Source organism: Pelagibius marinus, from assembly GCF_014925385.1.
Lineage (GTDB): Bacteria > Pseudomonadota > Alphaproteobacteria > Kiloniellales > Kiloniellaceae > Pelagibius > Pelagibius marinus.
The window spans coordinates 1-19,305 of the sequence record NZ_JACSDK010000013.1 but is presented as its reverse complement, the minus strand read 5'-3'; the positions used below and the strand labels follow the sequence as shown (position 1 = coordinate 19,305).

The following is a 19,305-nucleotide window of genomic DNA, read 5'->3' as shown; positions in this document are numbered from 1 at the left end:
GCCCCAAGGCGGCGGGGTGGCCTCAGCCGCCGTTGGCCGGACGCAGCGTCTTCACCACTTCGTCGGACGGCAGGTAGTCACCGCCCTTCTCGTAGGTCCAGTCGACCATGACGCCCTTGCCGTCCTTCACCGTGGTGGTGCCGACCCAGGCCCCCATGGTGGACTGGTGGTCCAGCGCGCGATAGGTGATGGCGCCGGCCGGCGTATCAAGTTCCAGGCCCTCGAAGGCCTCGACCAGCGCCTCGGTGTCGGTGCCGCCCGCCTTTTCGAGGGCCGCCGCGATGGACAGCATGGCGTTGTAGCCGACCAGGGAGCCGACGCGCGGGTAGTCGTCGAACTTGGCCTGGTAGGCCTCGACGAAGGCGTTGTGCGCCGGGGTATCGATGGCGTACCAGGGATAGCCGGTGACGATCCAGCCTTCCGGCGCTTCGGGGCCCAGCGGATCGATGTATTCCGGCTCGCCGGTCAGAAGCCCCAGCACCGTGCGCTCCTTGAACAGCTCGCGCAGCGTGCCTTCACGCACGAACTTCGCGAGGTCGCTGCCGAAGGTGACGTTGTAGATGCCGTCCGGCTTCACGGACTCCAGCGCCTGCGCCTCGGCGGCGGCATCGATCTTGAAGAGCGCCGGCCACTGCTCGCCGACGAACTCGACGTCCGGCACCTTGGCCTTCAGCACTTCCTTGAAGGCGGCCACGGCGTCCTTGCCGTAGGCATAGTTCGGGGCAATGGTCGCCCAGCGCTTGGCACCCGTCTTGGCCGCAGCCTCAGCCAGCATGGCAGCCTGCATGTAGGTGCTGGGGCGCAGGCGGAAGGTGTAGCGGTTGCCCTGGGCCCAGACCAGGGAGTCGGCCAGCGGCTCCGCCGCGAGGTAGAGGCGCTTCTTCTGGCCGGCGTAGGAGCCCAGCGCCAGACCGACGTGGGAGAACAGCGAGCCGGAGATCAGCACGACGTTTTCCTTGGTGAAGAGCTCCTCGGCGTAGCGCACCGCCTCGCCGGGCTTGCCCTGATCGTCGCGGGAGACGATCTCCAGCGGCTTGCCTAGTACGCCGCCCTTGGCGTTGATCTGCTCAATCGCCAGCTCGGCTCCCTGCTTATAGGGAATAGTGAATGCCGGCAGGTTCTTGTAGCTGTTGATGTCGCCGATGCGGATGGTCTCCTGGGCGCCGGCAACGCCCGGCGCAATGACGGAAGCGGCGAGTACTGCCGCCCCCAAAACCTTTCTGATCCCCATGTTTTGCCTCCTGTTGGTCTATTCGCTGATCTGTCGCCGGTTCTTCTCATGCTTTCCCGGCTTCTCTCAATATCATGTTCGGGCTTGAGCCGAGCATCCATGGTCCAACCGCACTGGGTGTCGCGCCATGGACCCTCGGATCAAGCCCGGGGGTGACGATTTGTGCAATCGTTGCGTCATAACGTCACGACACCGCTTGCATCGCGGCCGCATCTTCCGCCGGGGTGGTCTCCTGCGCAGCCATCTCGGCGATGATGCGGCGCAGGTGGTTGGGCCCGCGGTCGATGGCGATGCGCACAGGCCGGCGCGCCGGGGCCTTGGCCTCGCGTGCCTGGATCGTCTCCAGGATCGCCTTGTCCTCGGCGAAGGCGATGCGGAACTGCTCGTTCATGCGCTCGCCCATCCCTTCGTCATCCAAGGCGATGTTGCGCAGGTGCATCCAGTGGTCGACCGTGCGCGTCTCGGAGACCGGCGTCAGGAAATGCAGCGCGAAGAGCCGCACGCCCTTGTCGCGCTCCTCCTCGCCGATGGCCTCCTCGGTGGCGGCGCTGCCGAAGTCGATGACCGCCACGTTGGGCGCGTGCAGATAGTAGTAGTGCCAGCGATCGACGTTGCCGGCGAAATTTCCGAAGGCCTTGAAGAAGCCGACCGGCGGCGCGTCGCGGATCCAGCGCCAGGTGATCACCGTTTGGCCCTGGCGCGCGCAGTCGATGGGCACGTCCTCGCAGGCCGGGTTGCCCAGCGTTGTCGGGTGAACGAAGCTGACGTGCGCCGGGTCGCAGAGGTTGTCGGCCACCGGCAGGTAGTTGCATTCCAGCTCCAGGGCGTCGCCGTGGTGCGGCGCCCAGTTCGGGTCGGTGAACTCCGGCATGTCGAAGACCAGCTCCGGGTCGGCTTTCTCCGCCTCGCCCATCCAGATCCAGACGATGCCGTGGCGCTCATGCAGCGGATAGGCGCGCACCCAGGCCGAGGACGGCAGGTTGCTCTGGCCGGGAATGCGCACGCATTTGCCGTCGCAGCCGAAGGTCATGCCGTGGTAGCCGCACTCCACCGCGTCGCCCTTCAGCCGTCCCTTGGAAAGCGGCAGGCGCTTGTGCGGACACTCGTCGGTCAACGCCACGGCCGCGCCCGCCTCGGTGCGGTAGATGACGATGTCCTCGTCCATGATGGTGAGAGGCGTGAGCTCCCGGCCGAAATTCTTCGACCAGCCGGCGACGTACCAGGCATTGCGGACGAACGTCATGCTCTCTCTCCTTTCCTTCGTGGCCGGGACCTAGTCCCAGTCCGGCGCGATGGTCACTTCCATGCCGTCCAGCGCCGCTGTCATCAGCACCTGGCAGGACAGGCGCGAGGTCGGCGCCACGTCGAAAGCCTCGTCGAGCATGGAGAGTTCCTCCTCGCTCTGCGCCGGCAGCTTCTCCAGCCACTGCGCGCCGACGTAGACGTGACAGGTGGCGCAGGCGCAGCAGCCGCCGCATTCGGCTCGGACGCCCAGATCCTCTTCCGTCAATACCTGCATCAGGGTATCACCCTCCTGAAAGGGCAATTCGTGGTTGCCGCCCTCGCGGTCGGTTACCTTTACCTTCATGCTACCTTGAGCCTCTGTTGCAGTTCGCTGGACGACGTCGTGTACTGGAAGCGCAACTTCTTGTCCGGGTGGACGTAGTGGAAGGCCTGCTGCGCCATCAAGGCGGCCTCGTGGAAGCCCGACAGGATCAGCTTCAGCTTGCCGGGATAGGTGTTGATGTCGCCGACCGCGAAGATCTGCGGCACCGAGGTCTCGAACTTCTCGGTATCCACCGCGATGAGGTTCTCGTTGAGGTTCAGCCCGAAGTCGGCGATCGGTCCCAGCTTCATGGTCAGGCCGTAGAAGGGCAGCAGGGTATCACAGGGCTCCACCCACTCGCCCACTTCCGATGATTTCAGCTTCACGCCGGTCAGCGCGCCGCCCTCGCCTTCCAGCCCGGCGATCTGCGCCACCTGGAACTTGATCTTTCCGGCCTCGGCCAGGGCGCGCATCTTCTCCACCGAATCCGGCGCGGCGCGGAAGTCCGGGCGGCGGTGGACCAGGGTGACGCTGGCCGCGACGGGATGCAGGTTCAGGGTCCAGTCCAGGGCGGAGTCGCCGCCGCCGGCGATCAGCAGGTGCTTGCCCCGGAAGGTCTCCATTTTGCGCACGGCGTAATGGACGGAACTGCCCTCGTAGTCCTCGATCCCGGGGATGGGCGGCTTCTTGGGCACGAAGCTGCCGCCGCCGGCGGCCACCACGATGACCGGCGCCTCGATCTCCATGCCCAGGTCGGTAGTCAGCAGCCAGTTGCCGCTCTCCAGCTTCTCCAGCTTCTCGGCCATCTGGCCCAGGTGGAACTGCGGCTCGAAGGGCGCGACCTGCTCCATCAGGCGCTCGACCAGCTCACCACCGGTGACCACGGGCAGCGCGGGGATGTCGTAGATCGGCTTTTCCGGGTAGAGCTCGGCGCATTGGCCGCCGGGCTTGTCCAGGATATCGACCAGATGGCACTTGAGGCCCAGCAGGCCCAGCTCGAAGATCGCAAAGAGACCGACCGGGCCGGCGCCGATGATCACCACATCCGTGGTCACGCGTTGTTCCGTCATCTCGTCTCCAATCCCCCGAGCAAACCCCTCAGCGCAGGCCGTCCTCGCCCTTCACCTCGGCCGTGGTCAGGCCGCCGACCCGCGGCAGCGGCCGCCCGGAATCGGTGACCGCGATGGCGACCACGATCTCGCCGTGGCGCGGGGCATCGGGCACCCGCACCTCCATGCCGTCGAAGTGGCTGCGCACATAGGCGGCATCCTTGTGGCCCAGCGGCACGTCGATGGCGCTGCCGATACCGCCCATCTTCTTCGACGAAGGCACCAGGGCCGCGCCCTTCTCCACCGCCTGGCGCAGGGGCTTGCCCATGCGCGGATGCAGGATGGCCGCGGCATGCTCCAGCTCGCCGCCCTCGCCGACGATGGCCGCCTTGCCGTAGCTCTCGATCTGGGGCGGCGCCACGCCCAGGGCCGCCACCGCCTTCTCGCCCAGGGTCTTGCCCAGCTCCTCGCCCGCCTGCATGAGGACCTCCAGGTCCTCCTCGTAGCGGTCGGTGAAGGGATTCTCGATCACCGCCAGAGCGGCGGCGCGGCGCGTCGGCGGAGAGATCGCCTTGCCGATCTCCTTCTGGGTCTCCTCGACGATCACCACGTATTTGCGGACTTTCACTGGCATTTTGGGACCCTCATCGCAAACCATCCTCCCCCTTGATGTCTTCCACGCGCAGGCCGCCCATGCGGTCGTGGATGCGCGCGCCGCTGGTCATCGCCAGGATGAACACCAGCTCGTCGGCCTCCGGCGCGCCGGGCACACCGACTTCGACGGCGTTGAAGTGCCCGCGCACGTAAGAGGCGTTGATATGGGTGATCGGCACGTCGATGCGCGCGCCGACCGGGCCGACCTTCTTGGCCGAGGGCACGATGGCCCTGGCGTCGCCCAGAAGCTCGCGCATGGCGTAGCCGCCGGGCACGTGCCACAGCGCGCCGTGCTCCAGCTCGCCGGCGCCGCCGACGATGGAGGCCTTGCCGAAACCGGAAACGCGGCTCTTGTCACCTCCCATCGCCTTGACCAGCCGTTCGGCTATTTCGAGGCCCAGGGGCTTCAGCTCCTCCATGTAGGGCTGCAGCTCCTCGACGTAGCGCCCGGAGAAGGGATTGGCGATGACCACGGCGGCGGAGCCGACCAGCAGGGGCGTGGCCGCGACGGGCCCGCCCTCGTGGTGGATTTCCTCGACGTTGGTCGTGACTTTGCGAACTTCGACGGCCAAAACGTGTTTCCCCCTCTAAGCCGCGCTCGGCAGGCCGGACAGCAGGGGCAACGCCCCGACGGTCTCCGCCTGCCCCCGCAGAAACAGAACCGCCGCTTCGACGAGGCCGGCGGCCAGCATCTCCGCGGCCGCCGCCTGCCCGCGCCGCAGCGCCGCCGCGATTTCCGCCTCGGTCAGCCTGCCGACGGCGACGGTGACCGGGCGCGCGCCGAGATCGCTCTCGGGGTCGATCTCCTCGGCCGGGCGGCGCACCACCAGCGCATGGCCGGGCAGGTCGACCGCGTTGGCGATCAGCGTCGCGGCGACGTCGGCCTCGGCGGCCGTGCGCGCGAAGACCGTCACCGCATCGGCGATGCCCAGCGAGAAGCTGCGCCCGCCCTGTCCTTTGGTGGCGCGCCCCGAGGTGGCGATGCCACGGACCGGCAGCTCCGCGCTGATGACGGCCCTACCGTCCAGGTGCGGGCCATCCAGGCGCGGACCGGCGACCTGCGCGATCAGGCCGCAGGCAAGGCTTTCGCCGGGCGTCAGCTGCAGGGCGATGTCGCCGCCGTTATTCACATAGGCGCGGGTGAGGTCCGCCGCCCCGGTCATGGCGGCCAGCACCTGGTCGGCCACAGCCCCCGCGACCGCGGCCATGGGGGTGACGAGCGCGGCGCGGTGAGGTCGGCAGACCGCCGCCATGCGCCGCGCCACCGGGCCGGAAAACGGCGGTGTGTCCTGGCGCAGCGGCCGGCGCAGCGCCGTCAGCTCCGCAACCAGGTCCGGCAGGACGTCCTGGAAGCACTCCGCCGCCGCGTCGTAGGCCCGCCGCACCGCCGCGCGCGGGCCGAAGGCCTCGATCAGCAGGTCGATGGGGCCTTCCTGCAGATGCAGGCGGCCGTCCGGCAGGTCGTGGCGGAGGAGACTGGGACGCGTCATTCAGACCCCCGCCTTCTTGCCCGGAAGCTTGTTTAGCGGCGACAGCGGCCAGGGGTTCTCCGCCTTCAGGTCGGTCAGGCGGATGCGCTCCCCGGTGCCGCGGGTCTTGATGACGTCGGCCAGGGACTGCACCGACTTCATGTGGCCACCCAGCTCGGCATAAACCTCGTGCGGCATGGTGAACTCGATCGGCCCGACGATGGCCGGCGTCGGCACGTAGCCGAAGGCATTGTCGGGCATGTCCATGACGTCGACCATGATGGTGATGCCGCCGCCCGGCCAGACGTAGGCCTTGGCGCCACCGGCGGTGACGCGGGTCAGCGCATCCTTCACCGAGCGGGTCAGGCGTACCGGGTTCTCCGTCGCCCCGGCGCGCAGGCTGCCGCCCGCCCCGGCCATGAACAGCACGGAGGCCAGCGCCGGTTCGCAGTTCTCGCCGATGCGGTCGACCACGACCTGCACGGCCTCCGGCATTTCGGCTTCCTGGGGTTTCAGATCTTCGTCCAGCTCGAACCAGGCGGCGTGCTCACCGGTGGTGCTGACCATCAGCAGGCGCAGGCCCGGCCAGGCGGTCTTGGGATCGATCTTTTCGATGATCGACAGAGGGTCGCTGATGTTGGTGCCGCCCCAGCCGGTACCGGGCTCGGCCACCTGGAAATAGCGGCCCGGCGTCGAACGGCGCCCGCGCACGCGAATGCCGCTGGGCTTCATATCAAGGAACTTGCCCGCCTGGTGCTCGGTCAGCACGCCGGTGATGTGATCGTCCACCACGATGACCTCGTCCACCTGGCCGACCCACTGCTGGGCGAAGATGCCGATGGTGGCCGAGCCGCAGCCGACGCGCATGCGCTCTTCCTTGACGCCGTTGATGATCGGCGCCCTGCCCGCCTGGATGGTCAGCTCGGCGCCGCCGTCGATGGTGAGGTCCACCGCCTGCTTGTTGCAGAGGTCGAGCATCATCTGGCAGGTGACGTTGCCTTCCTTCTTGCTGCCGCCGGTCAGGTGCCGCACGCCGCCGAGGGCCAGCATCTGCGAGCCGTACTCGGCGGTGGTGACGTGGCCGACCTGCTCGCCCTGGCAGCGCACGGCGGCCTGCTCGGGCCCAAGGTGGCGGTCGGTGTCGATCTTCACCTTCACGCCGCAGTAGCTGAAGATGCCCTCGGTCACCACGGTCACCATGTCGACGCCTTCCACCTTGGACGACACAATGAAGGGCGCGGGCTTGTAGTCGGGATAGGTGGTGCCGGCGCCGATGCCGGTGACGAAGGCTTCCGAGCCCTGGACCAGGTTCCCATCCCATTCCGCCCCAGCCCCTTCGGTGGCCAGGAAGGGCACCATCTCCGCCTCGCGCTCGGCCGCCTGGCGCGCCAGCAGGAAGGGGTCCATGCGCACCAGGGCGTTGTCGACATTGCCATAGCGATCGCAGGCCCCGGTCTTGCCCGGTCGGATACGGCAGAGCACCGGGCAGGCGTCGCAGACGACGATGTCCCCGTTCTTGTTGTGGGCGTTCTTGCCGCGGCCTTCAGTCTTTTCGGCTTCCGTCGCGCTCATCTCTTGGTCCTCACACGATGCCCGCTTCGCGCAGAGCCGCGCGCACCCGGTCCGGCGTCGCTGGCGTGCCTGTCAGCCGCAGGCCGGTAGCCTGGTAGACGCCGCCGAAGATCGCCGGCGCGGTGGCGATCAGCGAATGCTCGCCCACGCCCTTGGCGCCGTAGGGGCCCAGCGGCTCCGGGTCTTCCACCAGAATGCTGGTGATCTCCGGCATGTCGCCGAAGGTGGGGATCAGGTAGTCGTGCAGGTTCTCGGTGCGCCCGGGCAGGTACTCCTCCATCAGCGCCAGGCCCAGGCCCTGGGCGATGCCGCCGTGGATCTGGCCTTCCACCAGGGTCGGGTTGACCGCGCGGCCGACGTCGTGGGCGGCGGCCATGCGCAGCACCTTCACCGTCCCCAGGTCCAGGTCGACCTCGACCTCGGCGATCTGCGCGGCGAAGCCGTAGGTGGCGTAGGGGTCGCCCTGGCCGTTCCCGTCCAGCGGCGAGGTCGGCGGGTCGAAGGTGCCGCTGCCGCAGAGCACGTCGCCGCGCGCATCCTCCGGCAGTTCCGCCAGGTCGAGGCTGCGCACTTCGACACCGTCGTGCACGTGCAGCTCTCCGTCCTTCAGTTCCAGGCGCGCGTCCTCGCCGGCATTGGCGAGGCGCAGGATCTGGGCGCGCAGGTCGCGCCCGGCCAGCTCCGCCGCCTTGCCGGAGATGAAGGTCTGGCGCGAGGCCGAGGTCTTGCCGGCATCCGCCGTCAGCGCCGTGTCGCCCATGACGACGCGCATCTCCTGCACCGGCAGGCCCAGCGCATCGGCGGCGATCTGCGCCATGATGGTGTTGGAGCCCTGGCCGATGTCGACGGCGCCGTTGTAGAGCGTGAGCTTGCCCTCGCGGTTCAGCGCCACCGACATGGTCGAGGGATTGGACATGGAGGTGTTGCCGCAGCCGTACCAGACGCAGCCGACGCCGACGCCGCGGCGCCGGCGGGGGCGGGGGCCCGGGTGAGGCCCGCGGGGGGGGCGCCCCCCCCTCCCCGCGGGGGGTCGGCGCCGTTGAAAGCCTCGGCGGCGGCCCGCCACTCCTTCCAGGTGGGTCGCAGGGCCTCCAGGCAGTCGGCCAGCCCCGCCGAGGCGGTCAGCACCTGGCCGGTGGCCGTGGCGTCGCCGACGCGGATCGCGTTTCGATAACGGAACTCCAGCGGGTCGAGACCGAGCTGTTCGGCCAGGTCGTCCATCAGCGCCTCGTGCGCCAGGGCGGACTGCGGCACGCCGAAGCCGCGGAAGGCGCCGGCCGGCGGCGCGTTGGTGAAGCGCCCGACCGAACGGGCCAGGACGTTGGGCACCTTGTAGGGGCCGCTGCAGTGGACCGGCACCCGGTCGGCCACCGTCGGCCCCCAGGAGGCATAGGCCCCGGTGTCGAAGTCGCCGTCGAAGACCAGCGCCGTCAGCTTACCGTCGGCATCGCAGCCGGCCCGCGCCGTCACCCGCGAAGCGTGGCGCTTGGTGGAGGAGGCCATGGATTCCGGCCGCGTGTATTCGCAGCGCACCGGCCGCTCCGACAGCCAGGCGGCCAGCCCCACCAGGGGATGCAGCGAGAGGTCCAGCTTGCCGCCGAAGCCGCCGCCGCAGGCCGAGGGGATGATGCGCACCTTTTCCTTGTCGAGGCCCAGGATGGCCGCCGTCTCGTCGCGGTCCATGTAGGGCGCCTGGGTGGTCACCCAGACCTCCAGCACATCGCCCTTGCGCTCGGCATAGCCGGCTTCCGGCTCGATGTAGGCGTGCTCGATGAAGGGCGTGGCGGTGCTGATCTCCGACGTCAGCGCCGAGGCCGCCAGGGCCGCCTCGGCGTCGCCCTTGTTGACGAAGCCGCGCGCCAGCACATTGTCGGCGCGGCCTTCCTGGACCAGCGGCTGGCCCTCGGCGCAGAAGTCGGTGACCGCGTCCTCCGGCTGCCAGGTGATCGGCAGCTCCTCTTCGGCGAGCGACCAGACGGCGGCGCGGCTGCCGACCAGCGCCAGCACCGCCTCGCCGCGGTAGCGCACCCTTCCTTGGGCCAGCACCGGCTGGTCCTTGATGTGCGGATAGACGCCGAAGGCCTTGCTGCCGGGGATGTCAGCGGCGGTGAGGATACGCTCCAGCCCCGGCGTCTTCGCCACCACCGCGTCGAGGTCGCCCAGGGTGAAACTGGCGCGGGCATGCGGCGCGCGGACGACGCGCAGCCACAGCGCGCCTTGCGGCGCCGTATCGGCGCCGTAGAGCTCGGCGCCGGTCACCTTGGCCAGGCCGTCGGTCTTGGCGAAGCGCGCGCCGACGGCGCAGCCGACATCGGGATCGGTCAAGGGGACATCAGCCGGGGTCGCTTCCGCCGCGGCGCAGACCGCCTCGACGATCTTCTGGTAGCCGGTGCAGCGGCACAGCACGCCGCCCAGCGCGTCCTGCACCTCCTGCTTGGTCGGAGCGGCGGCCCGCTTCAGCAGCGAGGTCGCGGCCATCAGCATGCCCGGCGTGCAGATGCCGCACTGGGCCGCGCCGTGATCGAGAAAAGCCTGCTGCAGGCGCTGTCCCTCCGCGTCGCCGGCAAGACCCTCGACCGTCATCACCTGCCGCCCCTCGACCTGGCCGCAGGCCATGAGGCAACTGCAGACCTGCTCGCCGTCGACCAGCACCGTGCAGGCGCCGCAGTCGCCGGCGTTGCAGCCCACCTTGGTCCCGGTAAGGCCGAGCGCGTAGCGCAGCCCGTCGCTCAGCCGCTCCAGGGGATCGGCGCTCAGGGTCACCGCCTCGCCGTTGAGGGTGAAGCGGATTTCCTGCCCGCCTTCGGCGGCGGGCTGCTTCAGCGCGGCGTCCATCACGCGGCCTCCTGCGACAGCAGGGCCTCGACCCCGCGGCGCAGCAGCGCCACGGCGGCCTCGCGGCGATAGTCGGCGGTGCCGCGGATATCGTCGATCGGTGTCAGCGGGTCAAGCTGCTCATCGCCGATGCGTGGCAGCAGGTCCTCGTCGAAAGGCCGCCCCTCGAGGGCCGCCTCCACCGCCGGCAGGCGCAGGGCACGCGCGGCGCAGGAGCCGACGGCGACCCGGGCCTTGCTGACGTTGCCCTTGTCGTCGAGATCGATCAGCAGCGCCGCCATGACGATGGAGATCACCAGATACTTGCGCGCGCCCAGCTTCAGGAAGGTGCTGCGCGCCCGCGCGGATAGCTTCGGGATGTGCAGCGCCGTCACCAGTTCGTCGGGACGCTTGGCGGTTTGGCGGTTGCCGAGGATGAAGTCGTCGAGGGCCAGGCGCCGCGCGCCCGCTTGCGAGGCCAGTTCCACCTCCGCGTCCAGGGCCAGCAGCGGCGGCACGCCGTCGGCGGCCGGCGAGGCGTTGCAGAGGTTGCCGCAGAGGGTGCCGGCGTTCTGGATCTGCACGCCGCCCACTTCGCGCGCCGCCAGCTTCAAGGCCGCGAAATAGGGCGGCAGCGGCGCGTGCAGCAGGTCGCTCCAGGTGGTCAGCGCACCGATGCGAAGGGAGTCGCCCTCTTCGGCGATGCCGCGCAGCCCTTCCAGGGCGGTAATGTCGAGAACTTTGCTCTCAGGGGGGCGGCCCCCGAGACCGCCGGCACGCGCAGGATAGAAATCGGTGCCTCCGGCGAGGACCGTATAGCTGCCGTCCGCCATGGCGGCGACCGCGTCTTCAAGCCCCCTGGGCCGAAGATAACCTGGGCGAAGATAACACCCCACCAGCCGAACTCCCCTGTCCCATGAGTTCGTTGTTATTTTTGTTTAGTATGCAAGATAAAGCACCGCTGTCAATTGCCGCTGGCGACGGAGACTCGCCCGATTCCGTCATTGGATCACGTATTTTCCCAGAGAAGCCTTGAGGTAAGTATCGGGAAAGGCGGTAAGAATCCCTGCCGGCTCCCCTGATTTGAATTTTATTTTGTATGCAAAGTTATTGTGTTTCTCGCTAGCGGAGCTGGTCCTGCAGCTCGGCAGCCGCCTGCCGCAGCAGGTCTCGGCAGTGCTCTTTCTGGCCTTCGGTGAACTGCGCGGCGAGGCCGGACAGACAGAGCGCCCCCTGAAAGGCGCCGCCGGCATCCAGCAGCGGCACGGCGACGGCGGCGATGAAGGGGTCCCGTTCGCCCTGCGAGACGGCGTAGCCGTCGCGGCGGAGCTTCTGCGCGGCGCGGCGCTGTGTGTCCGTCGCCGGCTTTTCCGTGTAGGCCAGCAGCACCTTGCCCGCCGCGCCGAGGGTCAGCGGCAGGCGCGCGCCCTCTTCCAGGTGGTGGCGAATTTCGCGCTCGGAGTTTTCGCGGTAGAGGCAGGTCCGCGTCTCGCCGCTGCGCAGGTAGAAAGACGCGGTGAAGGAAGAGGCGTCGCGCAGGCGCCTGAGCGCCGCGCGGATGAGGCCGCCGTGATCGGCACGGTCGCGGTAGAGGGCGCCCAGGCGCGCCGGCGCCGGGCCCAGGCGAAACGCGCCGTCATCGCCGCGGACCAGGTAGCCGAAGCGCTCCAGCGAGCGGGCCAGGCGCAGGATGGTGCTCTTGTAGAAGCCCGTGCGCGCGGCCAGCTCGGCCAGGCTCAGCTGCGGCGCGCCGTCGGCGAAGGCCTCCAACAGGGTCAGGGCCCGCTCCACCGCTTCCACCCGTTCTTCCGCCATGCCGCCCCTCATATATTCTGTCAGACAGAACGATTTCGCCCTCAACGACGCTATGCCGTTGCAGCAAGCAGAACACAGCCGCAGCCTGCCGCCAAGACCTACGACACCCGCTGTGCCGGGAACCTCCTGGGGAAAGACCATGCCAGCCTTCCTGAAGGGCGTGCGCGTCCTCGATCTCACCAACGTGCTGGCGGGGCCCTTCTGCTGCCACCAGCTCGCCCACCTGGGCGCCGACGTCATCAAGATAGAGGTGCCGGGCAGCGGCGACCTGGCCCGCCAGCTCGGCGCCGACGCCGAGCTCAACGCCCGTCACATGGGCGTCTCCTTCCTGGCGCAGAACCCGGGCAAGCGCTCGCTCACCGTCAACCTGAAGAGCGAAGCCGGCAAGGCGGTCTTCCTGAAGCTCGTCGCCTCGGCCGAGGTGGTGGTGGAGAACTTCCGCCCCGGCGTCATGGACCGCCTGGGCGTCGGCTACAAGGTGCTGAAGGAGGCGCGGCCCGGCCTCGTCTACTGCGCCATCTCCGGCTTCGGCCAGGACGGCCCGGCGCGCGACCTGCCGGCCTACGACCAGATCATCCAGGGGCTTTCCGGCGTCATGTCGATCACCGGCGACGCCGAGACCGCGCCCTACCGGGTCGGCTATCCCATCGCGGACACCATCGGCGGCATGACCGCCGCCTTCGCCATCGCCGCCGCCCTCGCACGACCTGACAAGACGGAAGCGACCTTCCTCGATGTTTCCATGCTGGAGGCGACGCTGGCGACCATGGGCTGGGCGGTCTCCAACTACCTGGTGGCGGGCAAGGCGCCGGCGCCGCTGGGCAACGAGAACGTCACCGCCAGCCCCTCGGGCACCTTCGCGACGGCCAAGGGCCTGCTGAACATCGCCGCCAACAAGCAGGAGCAGTTCGAGGCGGTCTGCCGCGTGCTCGGCCGTCCGGCGCTGGCCGCAGACCCGCGCTTCAGCGAGCGCCAGGGCCGCCTCGACAACCGCGCCGCCCTGAAGGCCGAGTTGGAAGAGGCGCTGGCCGCGAAGAGCGCGCTGCAATGGGAAGCGGAGCTGAACGCCGCCGGGGTGCCGGCCGGACGGGTGCTGACGGTGCCCGAGGCCTTGGCCAATCCGCAGCTGCGCGACCGCGGCATGATCGGCGACTTCAAGGACGTGCCCGGCGTCGGCCGCGACCTCCGCCTGCTGCGCACCGGCTTCAAGGTCGACGGCCGAACGCCCAGGGTGACGGCGCCGCCGCCGCGGCTGGGCCAGGACACGGAGTGCCTGCTGCGCGAACTGGGCTACAGCGCCCGCGAGATTTCCCGCCTGGCCGAGGAGAAAGCCATATGAGCGACCAGAACCATGACCCGACGATCGCCGCCGACGCCGCCTGGTGGGCGACCGGGATCATCGAGATGGAGCCGGGGGTCATCCGCTACCGCGGCTATCCCGTCGAGGAGCTGATCGGCAGGGTCTCCTTCGCGCAGATGATCTGGCTGCTGCTGCGCGGCGAGCTGCCGGGCAAGGACGAGGCCGAACTGCTGGACATCGCCCTCATGTCCGCCGTCGACCACGGCCCCCAGGCGCCTTCCATCGCCATCGCCCGCATGGCCGCCACCTGCGGCGTCGGCCTCAACAACGCCATGGCCTCGGCGGTCAACGTGCTGGGCGACGTGCACGGCGGCGCCGGCGAGCAGGCCATGACCTTCTTCCAGGCCGTCGCCGCGCGCTGCGATGCCGGGGCGAGCCTGGAAGAGGCCGTCGAGGCGGAACTGGCCGCCTTCGCGGCGGCGGGCGGCAGGTTCCTGCCGGGCTTCGGCCACCGCTTCCACCCCATCGACCCGCGCGCGCCGCGCCTCCTGGAGATGGTCGATGTCTATGCGAAGAAGGGAGCCGTGAGCGGGCGCTTCGCCGCCATCGGGCGCGCCGTCGAGAATCACCTCGCCGCTGAGAAGGGCAAGCGCATCCCCATGAACATCGACGGCGCCACGGCGGTCATCTACGCCGAGCTCGGCTTTCCCGCGCCGCTGGCGCGCGGCCTCTTCTGCCTGTCGCGCTCGGTGGGCATCCTCGCCCACGCCTGGGAGGAGTCGCAGTCGGGCCTGCGCAACAAGGGGCCGATCCCGCGCGAACGCCTGTGGCGCTACGACGGCCCGGCCAAGCGGCCGCTGCCGGAGGCAGATTAGGGCGCGCCTTCATGGGGGCCGGCCCCGGTGAAGCAATAGCTTCGTCCGGTTTTGGGGGGCGAACAGACACGGGACTCACGGACCGGATAGTTCGCCAATGTGCCAGGAGGTGACATTGCCTGCACGTCGACCCGATGAAGTGGCACGCATATATCAATCGGTACCCTTCTCACAGGTGACAAGCGCGCCTGACCCGTCGCCTCCACTATTCCAAAACAACGACGGCTTCCACCTCGAAGAGCATGGGGTCGATTGCAAGCTTGGGAACGGGAATCAGGGTCTGTGCCGGCAGCGCCTCTCCGAACACTTTCTTGACGTTTCTGGTGAGCACCTCGAGCTTGGATATATCGTGATCGACCACGAAAACCGTGAGCTTGGCGACCTGATCCGGCCTGGCACCCAGCGCATCGAGGGCGCTGCGCAAATTGGCGTAGGCCTGCTCAACCTGGGCAGCGAAGTCGGGTGACAAGGCGCCCTTCCTGTCCTGGCCGCCCTGCCCGGAGATGTAGGCCACCCGGGCATTGGTAGGAGTGATCACAGCAGTGCTGTAGCCATTGGGCGATGGGTCGTAGAGGGTTTGCGGATTGACGATGGTCAGCTTGATATCCTTCCCGGCCGCCGTCGTCGCAGTGGAAATTCCCATGATGATTAACCCTCCGATGAACAGACTCTTGATTGCGCGTGACATGACTTTCCCTTGGCTCCGCGGACCGCGCGCAACGTAGCGCGCGGCCGGCAAGACTGAACTCTGATCCCCACCGCCAGATTGTCTCGTACAGCGTACGAGACAATCTCATGGTACACTGCACGAGTCAATCGGTCAGGATCGACATTCTTGGCCTTGCCGACCAAAATCGAGTTTCTGGCCAGCGAGGAAGATGGATGACAGCCAAACGTAGCGGTGCCCAAAGCAAACGGTCTCAACGGAAAAGTGTGTCATCCCAGGCCGAGCAGGCGCCGCGCGGTGAACCGCCTCTGTCCCGCGAACGCATCGTTACAACCGCGGTAGAACTGCTGGACGCCCAAGGCGTGGACGGATTGACGATGCGGCGGCTGGCCGATCGCCTCGGCTCGGGCGTGATGAGCCTCTATTGGCACGTCGACAACAAAGAGGATGTCCTCGATCTGGCGCTCGACTCGGTACTCGCGTATCGCGGACCGCCGCAGACAGTTGAGCCTGAAGACTGGCGCGGCGAAGTCGTTCATGTGCTCGAAGACTGGCGCGCCAGTATGCTGCGCCATCCTTGGGCGGCAGCGCTGTTGCCGCGCCGGGCGCTGGGCCCGAACACCCTCAGTCGCCTGGAACTGCTGAGCAAAACCCTGTCCGGAGCCGGTGTGGCGGACGCAGACCTGAACGTAGCGATATGGTCGCTCTGGAACCACGTGATGGGCGCTACCATTACCCGGGCGAGCTTCGACCTCTCGGAAGACGATAGGGCCGCCGCACAGCAGCGCCTTGCACACCTTGATGAATGCTACCCGACAATTGAACGCTCTCGTCTGCTGTTGGATGACGATTGGGACGGCGCGTTCAGGGAGGGCCTCGATTTCCTGCTTGATGGCCTCGCCCTGAGGCGATGAACATTTGTCATTTCCTGAACGAGACGGCGCCAACCACCGCAACACGCCGCGCCAACGCCGCGGGTGATCGAGTAAGCTCCGACCACGGTTCCTTTCGCACCTGTCCCCCCAACAGACCAAGATGTCCGAAACGGGTCAAAAGCAGACACCAGTCCGAGCCGTTCTAATCGTCCGCAATGTGCCAGAAGCGGACGTTCCAAGGCCTTTCGAACGACATGGATTTTGCGGTTGTGCGCCGGAATTCTCCTGAACGAGGAAGGCACAGCGTGGAACGCAGGCTCGCTGCAATACTCGCCGCCGACGTGGTCGGCTATAATCCCGCAATCGTTGCTACGCGACACCATAGCCCACCCGGCTACAGTTCCCTCCTGGACGATCTCAGCGAGGAGGGTGCAAGCCAGGCCTGTCGGCACTTGCGAACGCTTGCTATCTATTGCCTTGTCATGCCTCCGATGGTCCTCAACGGCCCGAAGACGATGTGGCGTTAGTGATGAGGCTCTTCGCTGTCTGCTGACTCAACTCGCTGAAAGCCGGCCGTGAGATGGCCGCGTCCCATCGATAGATGCGCCGCACCGAAACGCGCTTCGTGAGGGAGCTTCCCATCAACAGTGGGAGCCTATGGGGAGTAGACCAGCTGTCCAGGCTTCGTCACATCGCTTTCCTATACTCGGTCGGTGTACGCTGAGTCCGCCATCGCCATCGTTCTCACTGGGTCACTTCGCTGTCACCAGAGTCACCGCGACAGCTCCTCCAGCAAAGCCGCAGCCGCCGGCCGGCTGGAAAACGGCTGGCTTTCTGCCAGGAGAGACTGCAACAGCTGGCGAGCTGCTTGATTTTCGCCCTTTCGGCGGAGGGCCTCCGCATAGTGATAGGTGATGTCGGCGGTCGCTGGTGCTGCTTTGTGCGCCTGCCTGAGTAGTTCTGCAGCACGATCGATCTCACCTTCATCCAGCAGGATCCAACCCAAGGTATCCATGATCGCTGGTTCGTCTGGAGCTAACTCGAGGGCCCTCTCCGCATGCGCTCGTGCGCGTCTGTCGCCGGCCCGCCGATAGAGGACGGCAAGGTTATTCCATATGATTGGATTGTCGGCCGCGGCTTCCTTGAGGCGCTCATATGAGGACCGCGCCGCCTCTAGATCGCCTGCGGCGAGGTACGCCTCGGCAAGCTGTTGCCGGGCTTCGATCGATCCGTCACTGATCTCCACAAGGCGCTCATAACTCTGAACAGCAGCAGCCGACTGGCCCGCCCTACTTTGAAATCGCGCCAGAGCCAAAAGCACCTGCGGATTGCGCCGTTGTCTTTCTGCAAGACCCTCCATGGTCGCGATTGCCGCCGCCATACTATCCGCTGCCGCTTGATGTTCTGCCAGTGCGATTGACGCCCTGAGGCTGTTGGGGTCCGCCTCCACTGCGCTGACCAGCCAGCGTCCTTTGGCATCCTGGTCGCCACGACGATTAGCGAGCGCGGCCATTCCCAACAGCGCTGACAAATTTCCTGGTTCCACGGCCAAAATCGCATCGTACTCGGCCTCAGCGCCCTCAAAGTCACCGGCTTTCGCCTTGAGACTCGCCTGATTAGCGCGCGCTGGGTGATAGCTTGGGTCTATGGCCAATGCTTCTCCGAAGGAGGCCCGAGCCCGATCCAACTGGCCAAGCGCCGCATACGCACCGCCCTCGAGATTTGCCGCTATGGCACTCTGCGGAAAGCGCTTGCGCAGTTCCTGCGCCACATTCAATGCACTGTCGAAAGCACCAGACCGCAAATGCGAATATGCTAGGGCATAGCCGATGGCACTAGCATCGACCCCAAGATCGAGCGTGGCATTGAGGGCGGTCAATGCCTCATCCCGCTGGCCTGTCGCCAAGTAGCTAATGGCCAGCTGGCTTAGTATGCGCGGATCCTGAGAAGTATTCTCCGCTGCCCGCCGAAGCACACTGGCTGCCTTGGCAGCCTGGCGATCACGAAGATATGCATCGCCGAGCAGAAAGAGTATCTGCGGGTCGTCTGGTGCCTGCGTCAGAACCGGCTCGAGTAAACCGATGGCCTCAGGAAACGCATTCAAGCGCAAAAACGTTGCTGCCAGAAGTTTCTTTGCCGGAAGGTTCTCTGGCTGCTTCCAGACAAAGCGAAGGAGCCAGGTTCTTGCAGTTTCGAAATTCCCGGAAGCGTAATAGACGACGCCGAACAAGAACTGCGCCGGCAAGAAATTTTCCAAAGACAGCGAGGCACTCTCCAATTCCTGCCGTGCTGTCTTAAAATCGCGCTGCCGAACCTTGATCAAAGCCCGCAAATAGGCAGCGAGGGGTATTTCTGGCGCGATTTCGCGGGCGGATGCTATCGCCTGTTCCGCTTCTGCATCGCGATCAAGCGCGATGAGAGTGGCAGCGCGCCCGATGTGCGCACGCAATATAGTGGCAGCCGGCTGCGACCTCTGCTGGACGATTTGCCCAAACAGAGCGAGCGCGCCCTCATGCTGGCCGCTTAATCGGCGCGCTTCTGCCTGCAAAAGCAAGGCTTCAACGAGGTTCGCTTCAAGCGCTAGGGCTGTCGTGGCGTAGGTCTCGGCTTCCTCAAAATTCCGTGTCGCCATTGCGATTTGGGCCAGGCCAAGGTGGATACGAGCATGCTCGGGCTTCTCTCTTGCTGCTGCGTCGTAAATTGAACGAGCGGTCTCGAATTGACCCAGACCTATGTAAGCTTCGGCACGCAGCAACATCATCTCGAAGTCGTTCGGGGGCGCTAGAGCCTCTACCGGGAACTCGCCTAGCAACTCCTTAAAACGCCCCTGCAAAAGCATGGCTCGTGCTAGAGGGACCATGACGCGCGCTTCATCAGTGCCGTAGTGCTTGGCGGCCCTCAATTCCTTTTCAGCAGAGCCACCGTTTCCGAGTTGCAGATAGACCTCTCCTAGAAGCAGTCGGGCCGCTGGGTTCGTCCGGTCTTGCTGCAGTGCGTTCTTCAGTTCAATGATGGCTGCGCGCAGATCTCCCGCTTCGACACGCTTTACTGCAGACTCGTAGTGGGCTCTCGAAGCATCTGACTCCATTTTGGCAAGCGCCGGAGCGGCATAACCAAGAATAACGCCGCAAGCAAATAGTATGGCGCTAAGGCGGGCCCACGATAAGATAAAGGGGTGATCTTTGAGGATGAACATTGATTAATCCGCCATTCCGTTGCCAGTAGAAGCAAGCGATGACTGGACAACCATATTCTGGCCAGTCTGAATCTTCTCTCTGCCCAAAAAGGCATCGTGACATCCCAGGGCGTGTACTCATTAACGGCGGCAGCGTCGCAATACGTAGGAGTGTCTGCTCCTGAGGGAACTCCAGACCTTATGTCCGCGTCTTGGCATGTCGCAGATTAGCCAAAAGCTGCCAATTAGTAGCCACAAATTTT

General features: G+C 66.6%; 17 protein-coding genes. 3 read left to right on the top strand and 14 right to left on the bottom strand.

The features are described from left to right. Window positions 1–22: 22 nt before the first annotated feature. The 12 genes from H7X47_RS14855 to H7X47_RS14805 form a co-directional block, all read right to left on the bottom strand. Complete coding sequence (locus H7X47_RS14855; RefSeq protein WP_193369501.1) at window positions 23–1,231, bottom strand: ABC transporter substrate-binding protein; 1,209 nt, start codon at window positions 1,229–1,231, stop codon at window positions 23–25. 184 nt (window positions 1,232–1,415) lie between these two features. Further along, on the bottom strand, window positions 1,416–2,474 hold the full coding sequence (locus H7X47_RS14850) for an aromatic ring-hydroxylating dioxygenase subunit alpha (protein WP_193369500.1): 1,059 nt from the start codon (window positions 2,472–2,474) through the stop codon (window positions 1,416–1,418). A 30-nt stretch (window positions 2,475–2,504) separates the two neighbouring features. Beyond that, window positions 2,505–2,819, bottom strand: coding sequence for a 2Fe-2S iron-sulfur cluster-binding protein (locus tag H7X47_RS14845; protein ID WP_193369499.1), 315 nt, complete (start codon window positions 2,817–2,819; stop codon window positions 2,505–2,507). After that, the gene (locus H7X47_RS14840) at window positions 2,816–3,847 is read right to left on the bottom strand and encodes an NAD(P)/FAD-dependent oxidoreductase (RefSeq protein WP_193369498.1); all 1,032 of its coding nucleotides are present in this window, start codon (window positions 3,845–3,847) and stop codon (window positions 2,816–2,818) included. The genes H7X47_RS14845 and H7X47_RS14840 overlap by 4 nt, the downstream gene beginning before the upstream one ends. A gap of 28 nt (window positions 3,848–3,875) precedes the next feature. Then, a complete protein-coding gene (locus H7X47_RS14835; RefSeq protein WP_193369497.1) occupies window positions 3,876–4,460 on the bottom strand; it encodes an amino acid synthesis family protein in 585 nt (194 codons plus the stop codon). Between the two features lie 10 nt (window positions 4,461–4,470). After that, a complete protein-coding gene (locus H7X47_RS14830) occupies window positions 4,471–5,052 on the bottom strand; it encodes an amino acid synthesis family protein (RefSeq protein ID WP_193369496.1) in 582 nt (193 codons plus the stop codon). A gap of 15 nt (window positions 5,053–5,067) precedes the next feature. Next, window positions 5,068–5,970, bottom strand: a complete 903-nt coding sequence (locus H7X47_RS14825) for a UPF0280 family protein (RefSeq protein ID WP_193369495.1) — start codon at window positions 5,968–5,970, stop codon at window positions 5,068–5,070. Next, complete coding sequence (locus H7X47_RS14820; RefSeq protein WP_227010513.1) at window positions 5,971–7,521, bottom strand: 6-hydroxynicotinate reductase; 1,551 nt, start codon at window positions 7,519–7,521, stop codon at window positions 5,971–5,973. A gap of 10 nt (window positions 7,522–7,531) precedes the next feature. Next, entirely contained in the window at window positions 7,532–8,437 is a 906-nt protein-coding gene (locus H7X47_RS26345; protein WP_319633615.1) for a xanthine dehydrogenase family protein molybdopterin-binding subunit, read from the bottom strand. Beyond that, entirely contained in the window at window positions 8,404–10,356 is a 1,953-nt protein-coding gene (locus H7X47_RS14815; RefSeq protein ID WP_319633614.1) for a molybdopterin cofactor-binding domain-containing protein, read from the bottom strand. Before H7X47_RS14815 ends, H7X47_RS26345 begins: the two co-directional genes overlap by 34 nt. Next, window positions 10,356–11,231: an FAD binding domain-containing protein gene (locus H7X47_RS14810; protein WP_319633613.1), complete on the bottom strand. Its 876-nt coding sequence runs from the start codon at window positions 11,229–11,231 to the stop codon at window positions 10,356–10,358. Before H7X47_RS14810 ends, H7X47_RS14815 begins: the two co-directional genes overlap by 1 nt. Window positions 11,232–11,457: 226 nt before the next feature. Then, window positions 11,458–12,150, bottom strand: a complete 693-nt coding sequence (locus H7X47_RS14805) for an IclR family transcriptional regulator (RefSeq protein WP_227010512.1) — start codon at window positions 12,148–12,150, stop codon at window positions 11,458–11,460. 139 nt (window positions 12,151–12,289) lie between these two features. On the opposite strand from H7X47_RS14805, the gene H7X47_RS14800 reads away from it, so the two are divergent. Both H7X47_RS14800 and H7X47_RS14795 read left to right on the top strand, forming a co-directional pair. Further along, window positions 12,290–13,489: a CaiB/BaiF CoA transferase family protein gene (locus tag H7X47_RS14800; protein WP_193369492.1), complete on the top strand. Its 1,200-nt coding sequence runs from the start codon at window positions 12,290–12,292 to the stop codon at window positions 13,487–13,489. After that, window positions 13,486–14,325 (top strand): citryl-CoA lyase, encoded by an 840-nt coding sequence (locus H7X47_RS14795; protein ID WP_193369491.1) that lies wholly within the window; start codon window positions 13,486–13,488, stop codon window positions 14,323–14,325. Before H7X47_RS14800 ends, H7X47_RS14795 begins: the two co-directional genes overlap by 4 nt. Before the next feature lie 205 nt (window positions 14,326–14,530). Here H7X47_RS14795 and H7X47_RS14790 read toward each other — a convergent pair whose 3' ends face one another. Next, entirely contained in the window at window positions 14,531–15,013 is a 483-nt protein-coding gene (locus H7X47_RS14790) for a RidA family protein (RefSeq protein ID WP_193369490.1), read from the bottom strand. A 194-nt stretch (window positions 15,014–15,207) separates the two neighbouring features. Between H7X47_RS14790 and H7X47_RS14785 the strand changes: the two genes are divergently transcribed. Then, window positions 15,208–15,906, top strand: a complete 699-nt coding sequence (locus H7X47_RS14785; RefSeq protein ID WP_193369489.1) for a TetR/AcrR family transcriptional regulator C-terminal domain-containing protein — start codon at window positions 15,208–15,210, stop codon at window positions 15,904–15,906. Window positions 15,907–16,639: 733 nt separating this feature from the next. Here H7X47_RS14785 and prsT read toward each other — a convergent pair. Further along, window positions 16,640–19,063, bottom strand: a complete 2,424-nt coding sequence (prsT, locus tag H7X47_RS14780) for an XrtA/PEP-CTERM system TPR-repeat protein PrsT (RefSeq protein ID WP_193369488.1) — start codon at window positions 19,061–19,063, stop codon at window positions 16,640–16,642. Between the last annotated feature and the right edge of the window lie 242 nt (window positions 19,064–19,305).

Excerpts from the sequence above, each read along its gene's own strand:
- H7X47_RS14845 (WP_193369499.1), bottom strand. The coding sequence starts at position 2,819 with ATGAAGGTAAAGGTAACCGACCGCGAGGGCGGCAACCACGAATTGCCC.
- H7X47_RS14790 (WP_193369490.1), bottom strand. The coding sequence starts at position 15,013 with ATGTCACGCGCAATCAAGAGTCTGTTCATCGGAGGGTTAATCATCATG.
- prsT (WP_193369488.1), bottom strand. The coding sequence starts at position 19,063 with ATGTTCATCCTCAAAGATCACCCCTTTATCTTATCGTGGGCCCGCCTT.
- H7X47_RS14785 (WP_193369489.1), top strand. The coding sequence starts at position 15,208 with ATGACAGCCAAACGTAGCGGTGCCCAAAGCAAACGGTCTCAACGGAAA.
- H7X47_RS14815 (WP_319633614.1), bottom strand. The coding sequence starts at position 10,356 with ATGGACGCCGCGCTGAAGCAGCCCGCCGCCGAAGGCGGGCAGGAAATC.
- H7X47_RS14835 (WP_193369497.1), bottom strand. The coding sequence starts at position 4,460 with ATGCCAGTGAAAGTCCGCAAATACGTGGTGATCGTCGAGGAGACCCAG.
- H7X47_RS14795 (WP_193369491.1), top strand. The coding sequence starts at position 13,486 with ATGAGCGACCAGAACCATGACCCGACGATCGCCGCCGACGCCGCCTGG.
- H7X47_RS26345 (WP_319633615.1), bottom strand. The coding sequence starts at position 8,437 with ATGTCCAATCCCTCGACCATGTCGGTGGCGCTGAACCGCGAGGGCAAG.
- H7X47_RS14850 (WP_193369500.1), bottom strand. The coding sequence starts at position 2,474 with ATGACGTTCGTCCGCAATGCCTGGTACGTCGCCGGCTGGTCGAAGAAT.
- H7X47_RS14825 (WP_193369495.1), bottom strand. The coding sequence starts at position 5,970 with ATGACGCGTCCCAGTCTCCTCCGCCACGACCTGCCGGACGGCCGCCTG.
- H7X47_RS14820 (WP_227010513.1), bottom strand. The coding sequence starts at position 7,521 with ATGAGCGCGACGGAAGCCGAAAAGACTGAAGGCCGCGGCAAGAACGCC.
- H7X47_RS14805 (WP_227010512.1), bottom strand. The coding sequence starts at position 12,150 with ATGGCGGAAGAACGGGTGGAAGCGGTGGAGCGGGCCCTGACCCTGTTG.
- H7X47_RS14855 (WP_193369501.1), bottom strand. The coding sequence starts at position 1,231 with ATGGGGATCAGAAAGGTTTTGGGGGCGGCAGTACTCGCCGCTTCCGTC.
- H7X47_RS14800 (WP_193369492.1), top strand. The coding sequence starts at position 12,290 with ATGCCAGCCTTCCTGAAGGGCGTGCGCGTCCTCGATCTCACCAACGTG.
- H7X47_RS14840 (WP_193369498.1), bottom strand. The coding sequence starts at position 3,847 with ATGACGGAACAACGCGTGACCACGGATGTGGTGATCATCGGCGCCGGC.